Source organism: Actinomadura macrotermitis (assembly GCF_009604375.1).
Classification (GTDB): domain Bacteria; phylum Actinomycetota; class Actinomycetes; order Streptosporangiales; family Streptosporangiaceae; genus Spirillospora; species Spirillospora macrotermitis.
Window position 1 is genome coordinate 2,485,531 of record NZ_WEGH01000001.1, and the last position, 15,207, is coordinate 2,500,737.

The window sequence follows — 15,207 nt, forward strand, 5'->3', positions numbered from 1 at the left end:
AAGGGGCTCCTCGCCGGCGCCGGGCTTCTAGAAGCCGGCGCTGCCGACTCCGGTCAGCGCGCCGTTCGGAACACTGCGCATCGAGCCTACGTCGGCCTTGGCCTCGACGAAGGTCGTGCCGGGCCGGATTCCTCTCGGATGTGCCGATGGCACCGCTCGGGCCGCGGGCTTGCGGTCGGCGGACTTACGGGCGGCGGGCCGCCCGGCGGTGGCCCGTGCCGCGGCGCGGCCCGTGCCTGCTCGTGCTGTGCCGGCCCGCGCCGTGCCCGCCCGCGCCGTGGTGGCGCGGGACTTGGCCGCCCGTGCCGTGCCGGTCCGCGCCGTGGCGGTGCTCCGGGTCCGGCTGGACGCGGCGCTCGTCGTCTTGCGCGCGGCCGGCTTCTTGGCCGCCGCGGCCGGCTTGCGGGCCGCGGTCTTCTTGGCGGCCGGCCTGCTCGCGGCGGTCTTCTTCGCCGCGGGCTTGGCCGCCGCCTTCTTCGGCGCCGCCTTCTTCGGCGCCGCCTTCTTGGGCGCGGCCTTCTTGACGGCCGAGACCGAGGCGGTGGTCATGACCTTCGCGGCCGCGTTCATCGCCTTGGCCGCGTCGCCCATCGCCTTGGTGGCGCCGTCCATCGCCTTGGTCATGGCCGACATGGCCTTGACCGAGCCGCTCGCCTTCGTCGCCACCGACCTCATCTGGGTGGCGGCCGCCTTGGCCTGGGTGGCGGCGGCGGTCACCTTGGTGGCCGCCGCCGATCCCCGGCTCGACGACGCGGCGGTGCGCGCCGTCGTCTTCTTGGCGGTGCTGGATTTGGCGCTGCCGGACTTCGCCGCGCTCGTCCTGCTCTTCGCGGTCGCCTTCGCCGCGGCCGGCTTCTTCGCCGCCGTGGACTTGCGGGCGCTCGCGGGCTTGTCGGTGCGGGCGCTGACCGCGGACCGCGCCGCCGTCGTCGCGGCGGCGCTGGTCCTCTTCACGGTCTTGGCCTTCGCCGCCTTGGCCTTCTTGCGCTTGCTACTGCTTTCGGCGCGGCCGGCCGAGGTACGGCCGGACGTCGCGCGCGTCGTGGTCTTGATGGCCACTGATCTACCCCCCGTGCACGATCAGTTACGCAGGGCCTATTCCACAGTGCGCGCCGGTTTACACCCACCTCGCCGATATTGGGATCACACGCCCACGGGGTGCCAGACCGTCTTCGTCTCCAGAAAGGCCGTCAAACGGGCGGTTCCCGGCTCCGCAGACCAGTCCGAAATTCCCGGCGGCAGCACCCGCTTCAGGTTCTCCGCGGCGGCCACCTCCAGCTCCCGGACGTCCTCGGCCGCGACGCCCGCGAGGTCGATCGCGTTCACGTCCATGTGCGAGGCCAGCCACGGCGCGAGCTCCGCGCGGCGCCCCGTCAGCAGGTTCACCACCCCGCCCGGCAGGTCCGACGTCGCCAGCACCTCGGCCAGCGTGATCGCCGCGAGCGGCGCCGGCTCGGACGCCACCACCACCGCGGTGTTGCCCGTCGCGATGACCGGCGCGACCACCGACACCAGGCCGAGCAGCGGCGAGTCCGGCGCGACGACCCCGACGACGCCCGTCGGCTCGGGCGTGGAGAAGTTGAAGAACGGCCCCGACACCGGGTTCGCCGACCCGGCCACCGCGCCGACCTTGTCGGCCCACCCCGCGTACCAGACCCAGCGGTCCACGGCCCGGTCCACCTCGTCGGACGCGGCCGGCTTGGCCAGGCCGGTGGCGTGCAGCTCGTCCACGAACTGGGCGCGCCGCCCCTCCAGCATCTCGGCGACCCGGTAGAGGATCTGGCCCCGGTTGTAGGCGGTGCGGCCCGACCAGCCGCCGAACGCCTTGCGCGCCGCGCCGACCGCGTCCCGCACGTCCTTGCGGGACGCCTGCGAGGCGTTGGCGAGGAAGCGGCCCTTGCCGTCGTTCACCACGTACGACCTGCCGGACTCGGACCGGGGGAACGCGCCCCCGATGAACAGCTTGTAGGTCTTGCGGACCGAGAGACGATCAGACATCGAGGTAGGCCTCCAGCCCGTGCCGGCCGCCCTCGCGCCCGAAACCGGACTCCTTGTAGCCGCCGAACGGCGACGCGGGATCGAACTTGTTGAACGTGTTGGCCCACACCACGCCCGCGCGGAGCCGCTCGGCCATCCACAGGATGCGCGAGCCCTTCTCCGTCCAGACGCCGGCCGACAGCCCGAACGGGGTGTTGTTGGCCTTCTCCACCGCCTCGGCGGGCGTGCGGAACGTCAGCACCGACAGCACCGGCCCGAAGATCTCCTCGCGGGCGATCCGGTGCGACTGCGCGACGCCGGTGAACAGCGTCGGCGCGAACCAGAACCCGCGCTGCGGCAGCTCGCACGGCGGCGACCAGCGCCCCGCGCCCTCGGCCTCGCCGGCCTGCGACAGCTCACGGATCTTGGCCAGCTGCTCGGCCGAGTTGATCGCGCCCACGTCGGTGTTCTTGTCCAGCGGGTCGCCGACGCGCAGCGTCGCCATCCGCGCCTTCAGCCGCGCCAGCAGCTCCTCGGCCACCGACTCCTGCACCAGCAGCCGCGACCCGGCGCAGCACACGTGCCCCTGGTTGAAGAAGATCCCGTTGACGATCCCCTCGACGGCCTGGTCCAGCGGCGCGTCGTCGAACACCACGTTGGCGGCCTTGCCGCCGAGCTCCAGGGTGACCCTCTTGCCGGTGCCGGCGACCGTCCGCGCGATCTGCTTGCCGACCTCGGTGGACCCGGTGAAGGCGATCTTGTCGATGCCCGGGTGCCCGACCAGCAGCCGGCCGGTCTCCCCCGCGCCGGTGACGATGTTGACCACGCCCGGCGGCAGCTCGGCCTGCCGGCAGATGTCGGCGAACACCAGCGCGGTCAGCGGCGTCGTCTCGGCGGGCTTCAGCACCACCGTGTTCCCGCACGCCAGCGCCGGCGCGATCTTCCACGCCAGCATCAGCAGCGGGAAGTTCCACGGGATGACCTGCCCGGCCACGCCGAGCGGCCTCGGGTCGCCCCCGAACCCCGCGTGGCCGAGCTTGTCGGCCCAGCCGGCGTAGTAGAAGAAGTGCGCGGCCACGAGCGGCAGGTCGACGTCGCGCGACTCGCGGATCGGCTTGCCGTTGTCGATCGACTCCAGCACGGCCAGCTCACGCGACCGCTCCTGGATGATCCGGGCGATCCGGTAGAGGTACTTGGCGCGCTCGCGGCCCGGCATCGGGCCCCAGACCTTCTCGAAGGCGGTGCGAGCGGCCTTGACGGCGCGGTCGACGTCCGCCTCGTCCGCCGTCGCGATCTCGGCGAGGGTCTCCTCGTTGCTGGGATCGATGCTCTTGAACGGCTCGCCGTGGCCGCCGGTGAACTCGCCGCCGACGAACAGCCCGTAGGAGGGCCGGATGTCGACGACCGAGCGCGACTCGGGCGCCGGTGCGTACTCGAAGTCCATGATCAGTCCAGGGTGAAGTAGTCGGGCCCGGAGTAGACGCCGGTGCTGAGCTTGCGGCGCTGCATCAGCAGGTCGTTGAGCAGGCTGGAGGCGCCGAGGCGGAACCACTGCGGCGTGAGCCAGTCGGGCCCGGCGGTCTCGTTGACCAGCACCAGGTACTTGACGGCGTCCTTGGTGGTGCGGATGCCGCCGGCGGGCTTCACGCCGACCATCCGCCCGGTCTGCTCGCGGTAGTCGCGGACGGCCTCCAGCATCACCAGCGTCACCGGCAGCGTCGCGGCGGGCGCCACCTTGCCGGTGGAGGTCTTGATGAAGTCGGCCCCGGCCCGCATCGCCAGCCACGAGGCGCGGCGCACGTTGTCGTAGGTGACCAGCTCGCCGGTCTCGAAGATGACCTTCAGATGGGCGTCGCCGCAGGCCTGCTTCACCGCGACGATCTCCTCGTGCACCTTGAGGTAGTCGCCGGCCAGGAAGGCGCCCCGGTCGATCACCATGTCGATCTCGGTGGCGCCGTCGGCCACCGCCATCGCGGTGTCGGCGAGCTTGGCCTCCATCGGGGCGCGCCCCGACGGGAACGCCGTCGCCACGCTGGCGATCCCGATGCCGGTGCCCGCCAGGGCCTCGGCGGCGGTCGCGACCATGTCGGGATAGACGCAGATCGCGGCGACCTTGGGCACCCCCGGATCACTCGGATCGGGGTGGGCGCCCTTGGCGCACAGCGCCCGGACCTTGCCGGGCGTGTCGGCGCCCTCCAGGGTGGTCAGGTCCACCATGGAGATCGCCAGGTCGATGGCCTGGGCCTTGGCGGACGTCTTGATGGACCGGGTGGCCAGCCGCGCGGCCCGCTCGTCGGCGCCGACCTGGTCGACGCCGGGCAGCCCGTGCAGGAAGGCGCGCAGCTCTGGGCCGCTGGTGAGAGTCTCCGTTGACACCTCACCAGCATCACCCACGCATGCCACCTGTACAAAACGACCCAATCCCGTTTGGGTCACATCAGGACAAAACCGACTACTTGCCGTACTTCAGCACGACGGACGCCTGGCTCACCTGGCGCTTGTCCTCCAGCGCCCCCACGGCCCAGACCGAGGTCGTCCGGGGAACCAGCGCCAGCGCCTCGACCGTGGTCGCAAGGCCGCTCCGCGCCGGGAAGGCGGCGGAGGTCCACTTGCCGGAACGGTAGTGCCAGAAGCGCCCGCGCGCCTGCGCCCACAGGCCCCCGACGCCGTCATCGATCAGCTCGCCCATGTTCCCCTTGACGGCCGGCGCGGCCGCCTTCTTCCACATCTTGCCGTTCCAGTGCAGGGCGACCGCCCGCTGATCGTCGTTACCGCCGACCACCCAGACATCCTTGCCGGAACGCGCCACGATGCCGTCGAGCGAGCCGCCGGACCGAGCCCCGAGCGGCTGCGCCTGCTTCTTCCAGGACTTCCCGTCCCAGCGGAAGACGGAGGCCTCCATGCCCCGGCTGCCCTTGACCCAGCCCGTCGCCCAGATCTCCTTGCCCGCGGGGGCGCTCACCTCGTTGATCAGCCCCGGGACACGGACCTTGGACCAGCGTGTGCCGTCGTAGTGCCGGACATCGGGCTGGGAGATGCCGTCCCCCTGCCGGGAGAAGGACCAGACATCCTTCACACTGCGCGCCAGCAGCTTGGGCGCGAAGGGATACGAGCCCTTCTGCGGACCGACGATGACCTTCCACACCCTGCCGTTCCAGCGCAGCCAGAACTGCTTGTCGCGCCCGTCCGAGCCGCCGATCCAGACGTTCTTGCCCGACGAGGCGCTCACGCTCTTGAGATAAGCGCTCTTGGCGGCTGCCGGAACGGCGACGTTCTTCCAGGTCGTGCCGTTCCAGTGCCGGATGAGCGCGTTCCCGGCGCCCTTCTTGCTCTGGTAGCCGACCGCCCAGGCGTCCTTGGCGCTGATGACGGCGACATCGCTCAGCCCCGCCGCCTTGTCGGGCGTGGCCGTGATGCGCCAGCCCGGCGCCGCGTCGGCGATGCCCGCCCCGGCGACGAGGATCCCACCGGCCACCAGCCCGGCGAGGGCCCCGTGCAGCTTTATGCTCAATTTCGCCCCATTTGCGAAGTTCAATATGGAGCGCGCAGCTTACGGCAGCGAAGACGGCGCGGGCACCGCGAACGGGAGGTCGCGAGGCCACCGCTCGTCAGCGCCGGCCTCCAACGGCGGCACCAGCCGCCGAGCCCATCCGCGGCGGCTGGATCAGCCTTCGGACAGGTACCGGTCCTGGAATGCAGAGACTTCGGCATCGCTGGAGTCGACGCAGAACTCGTTCCCCTCCGGGTCTGCCAGCACCACCCAGCCAAGGTCGGAGCCCCGGGCGTGACTGCTGACGACTGTGGCACCCAGCCTGGCGAGTCTCTCGACCTCACCGGCGAGGGTCCCCTCGACAGGGTTGAGATGCAGGTGCAGCCGGCCCTTGGTCTGCTGCGGCGCGGAGCTCTTCTGGAAGAACAGGGACAAACCTGATTCGCCTTCATGCAGGTCGATGAAGCAGCCTTCGGCCGCGCCCTGGATCGGACGGCCGAGCGCCTCGCTCCAGAACAACGCCAGCGAGTGAGGGTGGCCGACACAGTCGATCATGAGGTAGCGCACGACAGGACTCATGGCGGCGAGTATCGCAAGTTGACCTTCATGCCGGTACGGAGTCCCGGCCACGAGTTCGGCGGTCTCACGGGCAGAACCGAGAGCCGGGCGCTATCCGAGCTTGAGCATCGCCGCGGCGACCTCGCCGGCCGCCGCGCCGGGGATCGCGGTGGCGGCCTCGTCGAGGACGAGCAGCCGCGCCCCGGGGATCTCGCGCGCGATCGCCTCGCCGTTGCCGACGGGGAAGAACCGGTTGCGGCGGCCGTGGACGACGAGCGTGGGGACCTCGATCCCGGGCAGGCGTTCGCGCCAGCGGGGAGCGCAGTCGAGCCTGGAGAACACCAGGCCCATCTGGTTGGCCATCTGGACCGGGGGCGCGGTGCCGGGGGTGCGGTCCCAGATGCGCGCGGCGGTCGCGCGCGCGGCGTCGGGGTCGTCGCCGAGGATCTCCGCGCCGGCGGCGGCGAACTCCGCGACCGCCTCGCGGTCGCCCCAGTCGGGCATCGGACGCGCGAACATCCGGCCCATCGTCGCCTGGTCGTGGTCGGGGAGGTCGGCGTCGGGCGGGCCGGGGGCGACCGGGCGGGTGCCGGCCAGGGTGAGCGCCGAGAACGCGGCCGGGTGCTCGAGCACGGCCACCTGGGCGACCATCCCGCCGACGCCGATCCCCGCGAGGTGCGCAGGCCCCCCGCCGAGCGCGCCGGCCAGGGCCGCCGCGTCGGCGGCGAGGTCGCGCAGGGTGTAGGCGGGCGCCTCCGGATCCGCCGTCGTCGACTCCCCGCTGTCGCGCAGGTCGTAGCGCACCACACGGCGCCCGCCGGCGGCGAGGCGCTCGCACAGCGCGTCGGGCCAGGAGAGCATCGTCGTCCCGCCCGCGAGCAGGACGAGCGGCGCGTCGTCGTCGCCGAACGACTCGACGCCCAAGGCGACCCCATTGACGTTGACAGTGGTCATCGGATCACCGGAAGAGGTCGCGGGTCGATGTTTCGCATCATGCCAGGGCAGACCCGGCCCACCGGCCGAACTCATCGCACACGCGGCGGTGGACCGGGAACCACGTGCCGCGCCCGTTGCGGCACGCGGTCGGCGCCGACCGCGTGCCGCCACCGAGCGTTACTGCTTCGCGCTCCGGGCCTTGACCGTCTCGTGCAGCTCGTCGGAGGTGAAGCCGAGGTCGCGCAGGATCTGCGCGGCCGGGCTCTGCTCGACGCGGATCAGGCCCAGCAGCGAGTGCTCCGTGCCGACCCGGTCGTGGCCGAGGTCGGCCGACGCCTGGATCGCCTGCTCGATGGCCTCCTTGCTCTCCGGCCGGAACGCGATGTGGCCGCGCGGCGCCTTCTCCCCGGCCGGCGGCAACGCCTCCTCGATCACGTCGCGGACGCGCTGCTCCGACCCGGCCTTGGCCACCAGCACCTCGTACGCCAGGCCTCGCGGCTCGCCGAGCAGGCCGAGCAGGAGGTGCTCGGTGCCGATGAAGTCGTGCTTGTGCGTCCGGGCGGCCTCCTGCGCCAGCACGATGCCGTGCCGGTTCAGGTCGGTGAACCGCTCGAACGGGGTGGGCGCGTGCCGCTGCTGGGCGGCCTGCTTGGACACCCCGATGGCCTCGCCGATCTCGCTCCACGACGCGCCGGCCTGCTTGGCCTTGCCGACGTAGTGGCCGACGAGCTGTTCTCCCAGGTCGGCCAGGGTCTGGGCGCGCAGTTGCGCCTCGCTGATGCGGGACAGGTCCCCGGAGTCGGGGAGTTCCTCGTCGAGACGGGCGATCAGGTCCGCGAGGCTGATGTTGAGTGGGCTCATGCGTCAACCGTAGATTGACGATCGGCGATCGTCAACCTTTGATTGACGCTGAATCGAGGCGGGCACGTTGTACAACTTTGATGTACAACGCTGTTGTACATCGGGCCCGCGCTGGCTAGCCTGCCGTCAAGCCGGTGTAGTCCACGTCACTCCGACCCCGCAGGAGCCCCCCATGTCCGACGCCTTCGTCCCCGCGCTGACCTTCGCCTTCGAGATCCGCGCCCAGCTCACCCCCAGCCTGCACGTCGGGCACGGGGACGGCGAGAAGACCGAGTTCACCCCGATCGTCGGCGGCACCGTCGACGGCCCCCGGCTGCGCGGGACCGTCCTGCCGGGCGGCGGCGACTGGTCGAACACCCGCGGCCGCGTCTGCGAGCTCGACGCCCGCTACCTCATCCAGGCCGAGGACGGCGCCGTCATCGACATCGTCAACCGCGGCTACTACCACGAGGACTCCGGCAGCCCCGACCAGTTCGACGGCGACCTGCAGGTGAGCGAGGCGGGGCACTACTACCGCACCTCGCCCACCTTCCGGACGGACGCGCCGGCGCACCGCTGGCTCGCCGAGACCGTCTTCGTCGGCCTCGCCCGCCCGGTGGCCGAGGACGCCGTCGCCATCCGCATGTACGCCCTGGCCTGACCGGTCACCCGAAGGGGGCGGTCGTCCACTTCGCCGGATCGGGGCCGAGCACCTTGATCCGGCGGTAGAGGCCGAGGAGCCCGCCGCACGGGCGGAGGACGCCGAGGTCCTTGGTGGCGACGCTGAGCTGGACGTCGAAGCCGTCGACCCCGAACACCCAGAGCACTTCCCGGGTGCCGCCGAACCTGCCGGGACCGAGTTCGGGGTGCCGTTCGGCCATGGGGTCGGGCACCGCATGCCGGACATAGGCCGGCCGGCCGCCGATCCGCGTGTTGGGGACGATCGGCTGGCCGGTCTCGACCATCGAGAGGTACTGCGAAGGCGACCGTGCCGTCCAGAGATTGATCGCTGCGTCCGGACCGCTGAAACCCATCGAGAAGGCGACGGGGGCCCGGTCGGTGAGCTTGACCTGCCGGACCGGTGCCGTCCGCAGTTCGGTAGGCAGACCGCTGATCCGCACCGGCAGCTTCGTCGGCCGGGGTCCGGTGAGGGTGGCCGACTCGGCGATGCGGCGGACCGTCGCGGCGTCGGCGACCGTTTTGTCGCTGACCTGCAAGACGGCCCAGTTCCGCGGCGCGTACTCCCAGCGGAGTTCGACCGGCCGCGACTCGGGGTCGTAGCGGCCAGGCGGGATCGCCCAGTAGGCGCGGTGCCCGTTGACCGGGGACGTGCGGTGGCGGCGTTCCAGAACGCCGTCCGGTGACGTGGCGAGTTCCGGCTCCCGGCCGGTGAAGTCGGCCGTCAGCGTGATCGCGCCGTACTCGAACCGGACCGGGCCGTCCGCGACCGCGACGAACTGGCCGAACCCGTGGTAGGCGTGCTGCTCCTCGCGGCTCGTCACCCGATACCCCGGCGGCAGCCAGCCGAACGAGGCCCGCTGCATCAGCGGGTTCGACGCGGACCCCGCCAGCGTCACGGGCGGCGGCGCGGTGTCGCGGGACTGCACCGCGACCACCGCCCCCGAGGCGGCCATCACCGCGGCCAGGCCCGCGCCGCCGAGCGCCCGCCGCCGGCGCAGGGCGCGGCGTCCCCGTGCGGCGCCCGCGGCGACATCGACCGGCGGCCTGTCCGCACGCGGCGTGTCCGCGATGCGCTCCAGGTGCTCCTTGAGGTCCTGCACGCCCCTCACTCCCCTTCCACGGTGACACCGACCGGCTCCAGGGCCCGGCGCAGCGCGGCCAGCCCCTTCGAGGTCTGGCTCTTGACGGTCCCGGCGGTGCAGTTCAGCGCGTCCGCGGTCTGCTCGACCGACAGGTCGCAGTAGAACCGCAGCACCACGGCGGCCCGCTGCCTCGGCGGCAGCGCGGCGAGCGCGGCGCGCAGGTCCAGGTCGGCCGGCGCGTCGGCGTGCGCGGTGTCCGGCGTGTCCCGGACGACGGCGACGCGCCGCCACCACGCCGTCCGCTGCTCGGCGAGGAACACGCGCAGCAGGACGGTCCGCGCGTAGCCGTCGACGTTCTCGACCGACCCGGCCCGCCGCCAGTGCACGTACAGGCGGGTCATCGTGGTCTGGACGAGGTCGTCGGCACGGTCCCAGTCCTGGCAGAGCAGGTAGGCGACCCGCTGCAGCCAGGGAAGGCGGGCCGTCATGTAGGCCGTGTACTCCTCGTCCCGGCCCGGTCTCCCCATGCGCCTCGGCCCTTCCGTCGGGTTCCTCACGCCCTCACTAATGCCGCCGGGCCCCCGCCAGGTTGCCCCGTTACCGGCCGAGTTCCGCCAAGGTCGTCCAGCCGTCCCCGTTGATCCTGGTGGCCGGGGACAGACCGGACGCGCGCAGGGCCGCCGCGAACGCCGGGACGGCATCGGCGGACTTGGGCACGAAGAACACGATCCGGTGCCCGTTCTCGTCAGGGTCGCTGGGAAAGGCCTCGCCCCGGACCGCCCGCTCGATCTCGGCGATCACCTCGTCCGGCACGGTCTCCCCGGCCGGGGCCCACAGGCTGATCTCATGGTCGGTCCGCTGGTCGGTGCCGAAGGGCCGGACCTTGGGTGAGATCACGCCGAGCAGCTGCTCCAGGGCCAGCAGCCCGTCGTCGGCGAAGGTGTAGGGCGTCGCGAAGATCTGGCGCAGCCGGTCGCGGTCCACCGGCCGCCCGGCCCAGGCCGTGATGCGGTCGAGCAGGTCCTCGTCCTCGGCCGAGGGCAGGTCGGGCGTGGGGACCTCCAGCGCGTCGGCCAGGTGCTGGTTGATGTAGGCCGTCCACTGCTCTTCGCCGTTCAGGTGGCCGGTGACCAGGGCGTAGTCGCTGTCGCAGACGAGCGCCGACAGGGCCGGGCCGGGGATGCCGGCGAGCCCGTCCTCCAGGACGTCGCAGTTCTCGATGCGGTCCGCGATGTAGGTCCAGCCGGCGGTCGCCGCGGCGTCGCGGTCGTGGCCGGGGAACGGCTCAGGGCCGTCGACCGGGGTGCGGAATGCCAGGTATGCGGCCGAGGTGCCCATGGCGTCGTCCCTTCGTGGAGGTGACGGCACCGTAGCGGCCGAGTCCGACAGATCCCGGAGTTCAGTGCGGCGATCGCGTCCAGGCCGAGGGGCTCGACCAGGTACCGGTAGGCCCCGCGCAGCGGCTGCACGCCGGGCCGGGGGAAGGCGCAGACGGTGGACGGCTCGCCGTGCAGCGCCAGCCACCGCGACAGCGCCCCCTCGGGGAAGTACCGGTCGCAGGAGGTCAGGTCCGGGGTGATCTCGGCGACGTCCTCGTCGATCCAGATCCGCGCGTCCAGGCCGTACAGGTAGCCGAACGACAGGCTGGCCAGGTGCGCCTCCTTGCCCTGCGCGCGGAGGCGAGGCGGGTGAAGAGCGGCGGTTCGGTGAGCGAGAACGTCCGGGGAGCGGGTTCAGGAGTCATCTCCGGCATTACCCCACAAGTAATCGATCTTCAGGAGGGTTTCCGACAAGATCAAAACATCAGCACGAACGAGGGAGCAGGAACCATGTACTTCGAAACCGCCGACGGCACCCGCCTCGCCTACGAGGACCACGGCCAGGGCGCCCCCATCCTGTTCCTGGCCAGCTGGGTGCTGAACGCCGACATGTGGGAGTACCAGATCCCCTTCTTCGTGGAGAACGGGTACCGCTGCATCGCCCTGGACCGCCGCGGCCACGGCCGCTCCGACCGGCCCCGCGACGGCTACGACCTGGACACCTCCGCCGACGACATCGCGGCCCTGCTCGAGCACCTGGACCTGCGCGACGTCACCCTGGTCGGCCACTCGATGGGCGGCGCCGAGGCCGCCCGCTACCTGGCCCGGCACGGCGAGGAGCGGATCGCGCGGGTGGCGCTGGTGTCGGCCACCGTCCCGTTCCTGAAGCTCACCGACGACAACCCGGGCGGGCTGCCCGAGTTCGCCCTGCAGGCCGTCCTGAAGCAGTGGCGGGAGGACCGGCCGCACTGGTTCACCCGGCAGAAGCAGATCTGGTTCGCCACCCACCTCGGCAACCAGGTGTCGGAGTCGCAGATCGAGCTGACCCTGCAGCAGTGCCTGTCGGCGTCGCCGTGGGCGACCGCCCAGTACTTCCAGAGCGGCTACCACACCGACCACCGGCCCGGCCTGGCGAAGATCTCCGTCCCGGCGCTGGTCGTGCACGGTGCCGCGGACGCCTCGGCGCCGGTCGCGCTGACCGGGCGGCGCACCGCCGAGCTGGTCCCGGGCGCGGTCTACAAGGAGTACCCGACCGGCGGCCACGGCCTGTACATCACCCACAAGCACCAGCTGAACGACGATCTCCTGGAATTCATCAAGTCCTGACCCGAACCTGGGGCGGCCGAGGGCCGTCACACCAGAGCGAGGTGCCCGTGTCCGTCGGGGGGATACGGGCACCTCGCCTTGTCAGTAGGGCGACGGGCCGCCGAACATCTCGCTGATCCGCGGGGCCAGCTCGATGTCGCCGCGCAGCCTCAGCCGGCCGTCCATCAGCAGCGACGCCGGGTTGGCGTCGCCGGCCAGGACCCGCAGGAAGTCGGCGGTCGCCGCCGTGAGCGTCAGGGCGGGCGCGCCGGCGCCGCCCTCCCTGGCCCGCGCCCGGCCGTCGCGGATCCGGATCGTCCACACCGTCGCCGGGCCGTCGCCGCGGGTCAGCCGGAACTCCAGGTCGCCCTCGAACCCGCCCGCCACCGCCGGGTCGAACGCGCGCGCCATCCCGCCGAAGAAGACCCGCTGCGCCCGCGCGCCGAACCGCCGCTCGACCTGCGCGTCGGAGCGGCCGTGCACCAGCCGGTAGAAGCCCTGCTGGACGCGCCTGCGGCCGGCCGCGCGCAGCTCTGCGCGCACCGACGCCGGCGTCACCCGCGGACGCCGCCGGCGCCGCGCCCGCGCCGTCTCGGCCTCCTCGTCGATCCGGTACCCGGCGGGCAGCTCGCGCGCCGGGGCGCGGCGCGCGAGCGCGGCCTCGATCGCGGGCGCGAGCCGCGCGGCCTTGGCGGCCTCGCGCTCCTCGCGGCCCTCGGCGAAGCGCGGCAGCACCTGCTCGCCGAACAGCTCCAGGGCCTCGCAGATGTGCTCGTGCCGGTTCGGCCCGGCCTGCACGACGAACGAGACCTGGTCGACGCCGACCGCCTCGTACCGGCGGATCAGGTCGACGACCTGCTCGGGCGTGCCGACGGCGCCGCGCAGCGACCCGATGTTGACGTTCAGCGCCTCGGCGTTGGCGATGATCTGGTCGCGGTCGAAGCCGCGCGCGGCCCGGTGCTCCTGGAACTCGTCCCACACGCTGGTGCGGCCCGGGTCGTGCGGGGTGGTGCCGTAGTAGTGCGCGAGCGCGAACCCGAAGAAGTGCGCGCCGTCGATGCCGCGGTCGATCGCGGTGGCCTCGTCCTCGTGCAGCATCATCGGCAGCACGACGCACACGTTGGGGTTGACGGCGAACCCGGCCGGGACGCACTCGTCCGACTCGATGATCCGGTAGTACTCCTGCACCCAGCGGCCGGCGTCCTCGGGCTCGACGAACGAGAACGACAGCGCGCCGATCCCGTTGCGCGCCGCGAACTCGATCGTCTCGCGCCGCGAGCACGCCACCCACAGCGGCGGGTGCGGTTTCTGCACGGGCTTGGGGACGACGTTGCGCGGCGGCATCTGCACGTGCCGCGAGTCCCAGCCGGCGAAGGGCTCCTCGACGAACATGCGGGTGATGGCGTCGATGGCGTCCTGCCATTCGGCGCGCTTGGCGGTCCGCCGCACCCCGAACCCGCCGAGTTCGGCGCTGGAGCTGGACTCGCCGGTGCCGAAGTCGACCCGGCCGCCCGACACCAGGTCCAGCGTCGCGATCCGCTCGGCGACGCGGGCGGGGTGGTTCACCTCGGGCGGCAGCTGGACGATCCCGTGCCCGAGCCGGATGCGCTTGGTGCGCTGCGACGCCGCGGCGAGGAACACCTCGGGTGCGGAGGAGTGCGAGTACTCCTCGAGGAAGTGGTGCTCCACCTCCCAGACGTAGTCGAAGCCGATCCGGTCGGCGATCTCGATCTGGTCGAGGGCGTCCTGGTAGAGACGCGCCTCCTCGCCGTGGTCCCACGGCCTCGGCAGCTGGTGCTCGTAGAAGAGTGAAAACCGGATCGCACCCACCTCCCTGTGTCCGCCCGTCCACCGTCACTCGCTTTGGACGGCGCGTCAACAACCCCCGATGACTTGACCAAGCGCTCGCTTCAGCAGCATGGTGGTGCCGATCATCTCGGAAGGGGCGGCCCATGGCGCTGCTGGACGGACTGCGGGTGCTGGACCTGACCATGTGGCGCCCCGGCCCCTACGCCACCCAGCTGCTCGCCCAGCTCGGCGCCGACGTCATCAAGGTCGAACCGCCCGGCGGCGAGCCCATGCGCATGTTCCGCGGCCACTTCGACCTGCTCAACCAGCACAAGCGCAGCCTCGCGCTCGACCTCAAGTCGGCGGAGGGCCTCGGCCGCTGCCGGGAGCTCGCCGCGACCGCCGAGGTCTTCGTCGAAGGCTTCCGCCCTGGCGTCGCCGACCGGCTCGGCCTCGGCCATGAGGCGCTGCGCGCGCGCAACCCCGCGCTCGTCTACTGCTCGATCTCCGGATACGGCGCGCACGGCCCGCTCGCCGACGTCCCCGGCCACGACGTCAACTACCGCGCCCACACCGCCTCCCTCCCCCCGGACGCGGCCTCTCCCCGTGCCGACGAACTGCCGGTCGCCGACATGGCCGCCGCGACCATGGCCGCGTTCGCGATCACCGCGGGCTGCCTGAAGGCCCGCGCCACCGGGATCGGCGACCGGATCGACCTCGGCATGGCCGACGTCCTCGCCAACTGGACCGGCACCGTCCCCGAGGCGCGCGGGCCCGGCACCGTCCCCGGCTACGGCGTCTACCCGACCGGGGACGGCCGCCGCATCGCGATCGGCGTGGTCTCCGAGGAGCGCCTGTGGGCCGCCACCTGCCGGGCCCTGGACCTGCCCGGTCTCGCCGATGTCCCCTTCGCCGAGCGGCTCGGGAACGTCGCGGGGCTGGACGGTGAGATCGCGGCGGCCGTCGCCCGGCTCACCCACGACGACGCCGTCGCCCGCCTCACCGCCGCCGGGGCGCCCGTCGCGCCGCTGCTGTCGCGCGCCGAGCTGATGGCGCACGAGCACTTCCAGGTCAGGGGCGTGCTCAGCGGGGACACCGTGGGCAGCCCGGTGCGCACCGCCGCGCATCCCCCGCTGCCCGCCGGGCCCGTCGCCGAGCTGGACGCGCACCGCGGGCAGGGCTGGCGGGACGAATAATCATCACGATTTGTCCGATCCTCCTGGCATGATTG

General features: G+C 72.3%; 15 protein-coding genes. 3 read left to right on the forward strand and 12 right to left on the reverse strand.

What is annotated here, in order from left to right; genetic code table 11:
- Positions 1–27 precede the first annotated feature (27 nt).
- The 8 genes from ACRB68_RS11495 to ACRB68_RS11530 all read right to left on the reverse strand — a co-directional run bounded on the left by ACRB68_RS11495 (position 28) and on the right by ACRB68_RS11530 (position 7,822).
- Positions 28–1,059 (reverse strand): hypothetical protein, encoded by a 1,032-nt coding sequence (locus ACRB68_RS11495; RefSeq protein WP_153532042.1) that lies wholly within the window; start codon positions 1,057–1,059, stop codon positions 28–30.
- Positions 1,060–1,143: 84 nt separating this feature from the next.
- A complete protein-coding gene (locus ACRB68_RS11500; RefSeq protein ID WP_153532043.1) occupies positions 1,144–1,998 on the reverse strand; it encodes an aldehyde dehydrogenase family protein in 855 nt (284 codons plus the stop codon).
- Complete coding sequence (locus tag ACRB68_RS11505; protein ID WP_153532044.1) at positions 1,991–3,421, reverse strand: aldehyde dehydrogenase family protein; 1,431 nt, start codon at positions 3,419–3,421, stop codon at positions 1,991–1,993. The genes ACRB68_RS11500 and ACRB68_RS11505 overlap by 8 nt, the downstream gene beginning before the upstream one ends.
- 2 nt (positions 3,422–3,423) lie before the next feature.
- Positions 3,424–4,353, reverse strand: a complete 930-nt coding sequence (gene deoC, locus ACRB68_RS11510; protein ID WP_328594046.1) for a deoxyribose-phosphate aldolase — start codon at positions 4,351–4,353, stop codon at positions 3,424–3,426.
- Positions 4,354–4,429: 76 nt separating this feature from the next.
- The gene (locus tag ACRB68_RS11515) at positions 4,430–5,488 is read right to left on the reverse strand and encodes a hypothetical protein (RefSeq protein ID WP_153532046.1); all 1,059 of its coding nucleotides are present in this window, start codon (positions 5,486–5,488) and stop codon (positions 4,430–4,432) included.
- Positions 5,489–5,641: 153 nt separating this feature from the next.
- The gene (locus ACRB68_RS11520) at positions 5,642–6,046 is read right to left on the reverse strand and encodes a VOC family protein (protein ID WP_153532047.1); all 405 of its coding nucleotides are present in this window, start codon (positions 6,044–6,046) and stop codon (positions 5,642–5,644) included.
- A gap of 90 nt (positions 6,047–6,136) precedes the next feature.
- Positions 6,137–6,979, reverse strand: coding sequence for an alpha/beta fold hydrolase (locus tag ACRB68_RS11525; RefSeq protein WP_153532048.1), 843 nt, complete (start codon positions 6,977–6,979; stop codon positions 6,137–6,139).
- Between the two features lie 159 nt (positions 6,980–7,138).
- On the reverse strand, positions 7,139–7,822 hold the full coding sequence (locus ACRB68_RS11530) for a Clp protease N-terminal domain-containing protein (protein ID WP_153532049.1): 684 nt from the start codon (positions 7,820–7,822) through the stop codon (positions 7,139–7,141).
- 172 nt (positions 7,823–7,994) lie between these two features.
- On the opposite strand from ACRB68_RS11530, the gene ACRB68_RS11535 reads away from it, so the two are divergent.
- Complete coding sequence (locus ACRB68_RS11535; protein ID WP_153532050.1) at positions 7,995–8,462, forward strand: DUF3237 domain-containing protein; 468 nt, start codon at positions 7,995–7,997, stop codon at positions 8,460–8,462.
- A gap of 4 nt (positions 8,463–8,466) precedes the next feature.
- On the opposite strand, the gene ACRB68_RS11540 is transcribed toward ACRB68_RS11535, so the two are convergent.
- The 3 genes from ACRB68_RS11540 to ACRB68_RS11550 form a co-directional block, all read right to left on the reverse strand.
- Positions 8,467–9,582, reverse strand: coding sequence for a hypothetical protein (locus ACRB68_RS11540; RefSeq protein ID WP_153532051.1), 1,116 nt, complete (start codon positions 9,580–9,582; stop codon positions 8,467–8,469).
- Between the two features lie 5 nt (positions 9,583–9,587).
- Positions 9,588–10,091: a SigE family RNA polymerase sigma factor gene (locus ACRB68_RS11545; RefSeq protein WP_153532052.1), complete on the reverse strand. Its 504-nt coding sequence runs from the start codon at positions 10,089–10,091 to the stop codon at positions 9,588–9,590.
- 70 nt (positions 10,092–10,161) lie between these two features.
- Positions 10,162–10,902, reverse strand: a complete 741-nt coding sequence (locus ACRB68_RS11550) for a hypothetical protein (RefSeq protein WP_153532053.1) — start codon at positions 10,900–10,902, stop codon at positions 10,162–10,164.
- A 491-nt stretch (positions 10,903–11,393) separates the two neighbouring features.
- Here ACRB68_RS11550 and ACRB68_RS11555 point away from each other — a divergent pair, with 491 nt between their 5' ends.
- Complete coding sequence (locus ACRB68_RS11555) at positions 11,394–12,209, forward strand: alpha/beta fold hydrolase (RefSeq protein ID WP_153532054.1); 816 nt, start codon at positions 11,394–11,396, stop codon at positions 12,207–12,209.
- 81 nt (positions 12,210–12,290) lie between these two features.
- Here ACRB68_RS11555 and ACRB68_RS11560 read toward each other — a convergent pair whose 3' ends face one another.
- Positions 12,291–14,018, reverse strand: a complete 1,728-nt coding sequence (locus tag ACRB68_RS11560) for an LLM class flavin-dependent oxidoreductase (RefSeq protein ID WP_153532055.1) — start codon at positions 14,016–14,018, stop codon at positions 12,291–12,293.
- A gap of 122 nt (positions 14,019–14,140) precedes the next feature.
- Between ACRB68_RS11560 and ACRB68_RS11565 the strand changes: the two genes are divergently transcribed.
- A complete protein-coding gene (locus ACRB68_RS11565) occupies positions 14,141–15,172 on the forward strand; it encodes a CaiB/BaiF CoA transferase family protein (RefSeq protein WP_153532056.1) in 1,032 nt (343 codons plus the stop codon).
- Positions 15,173–15,207: the final 35 nt, after the last annotated feature.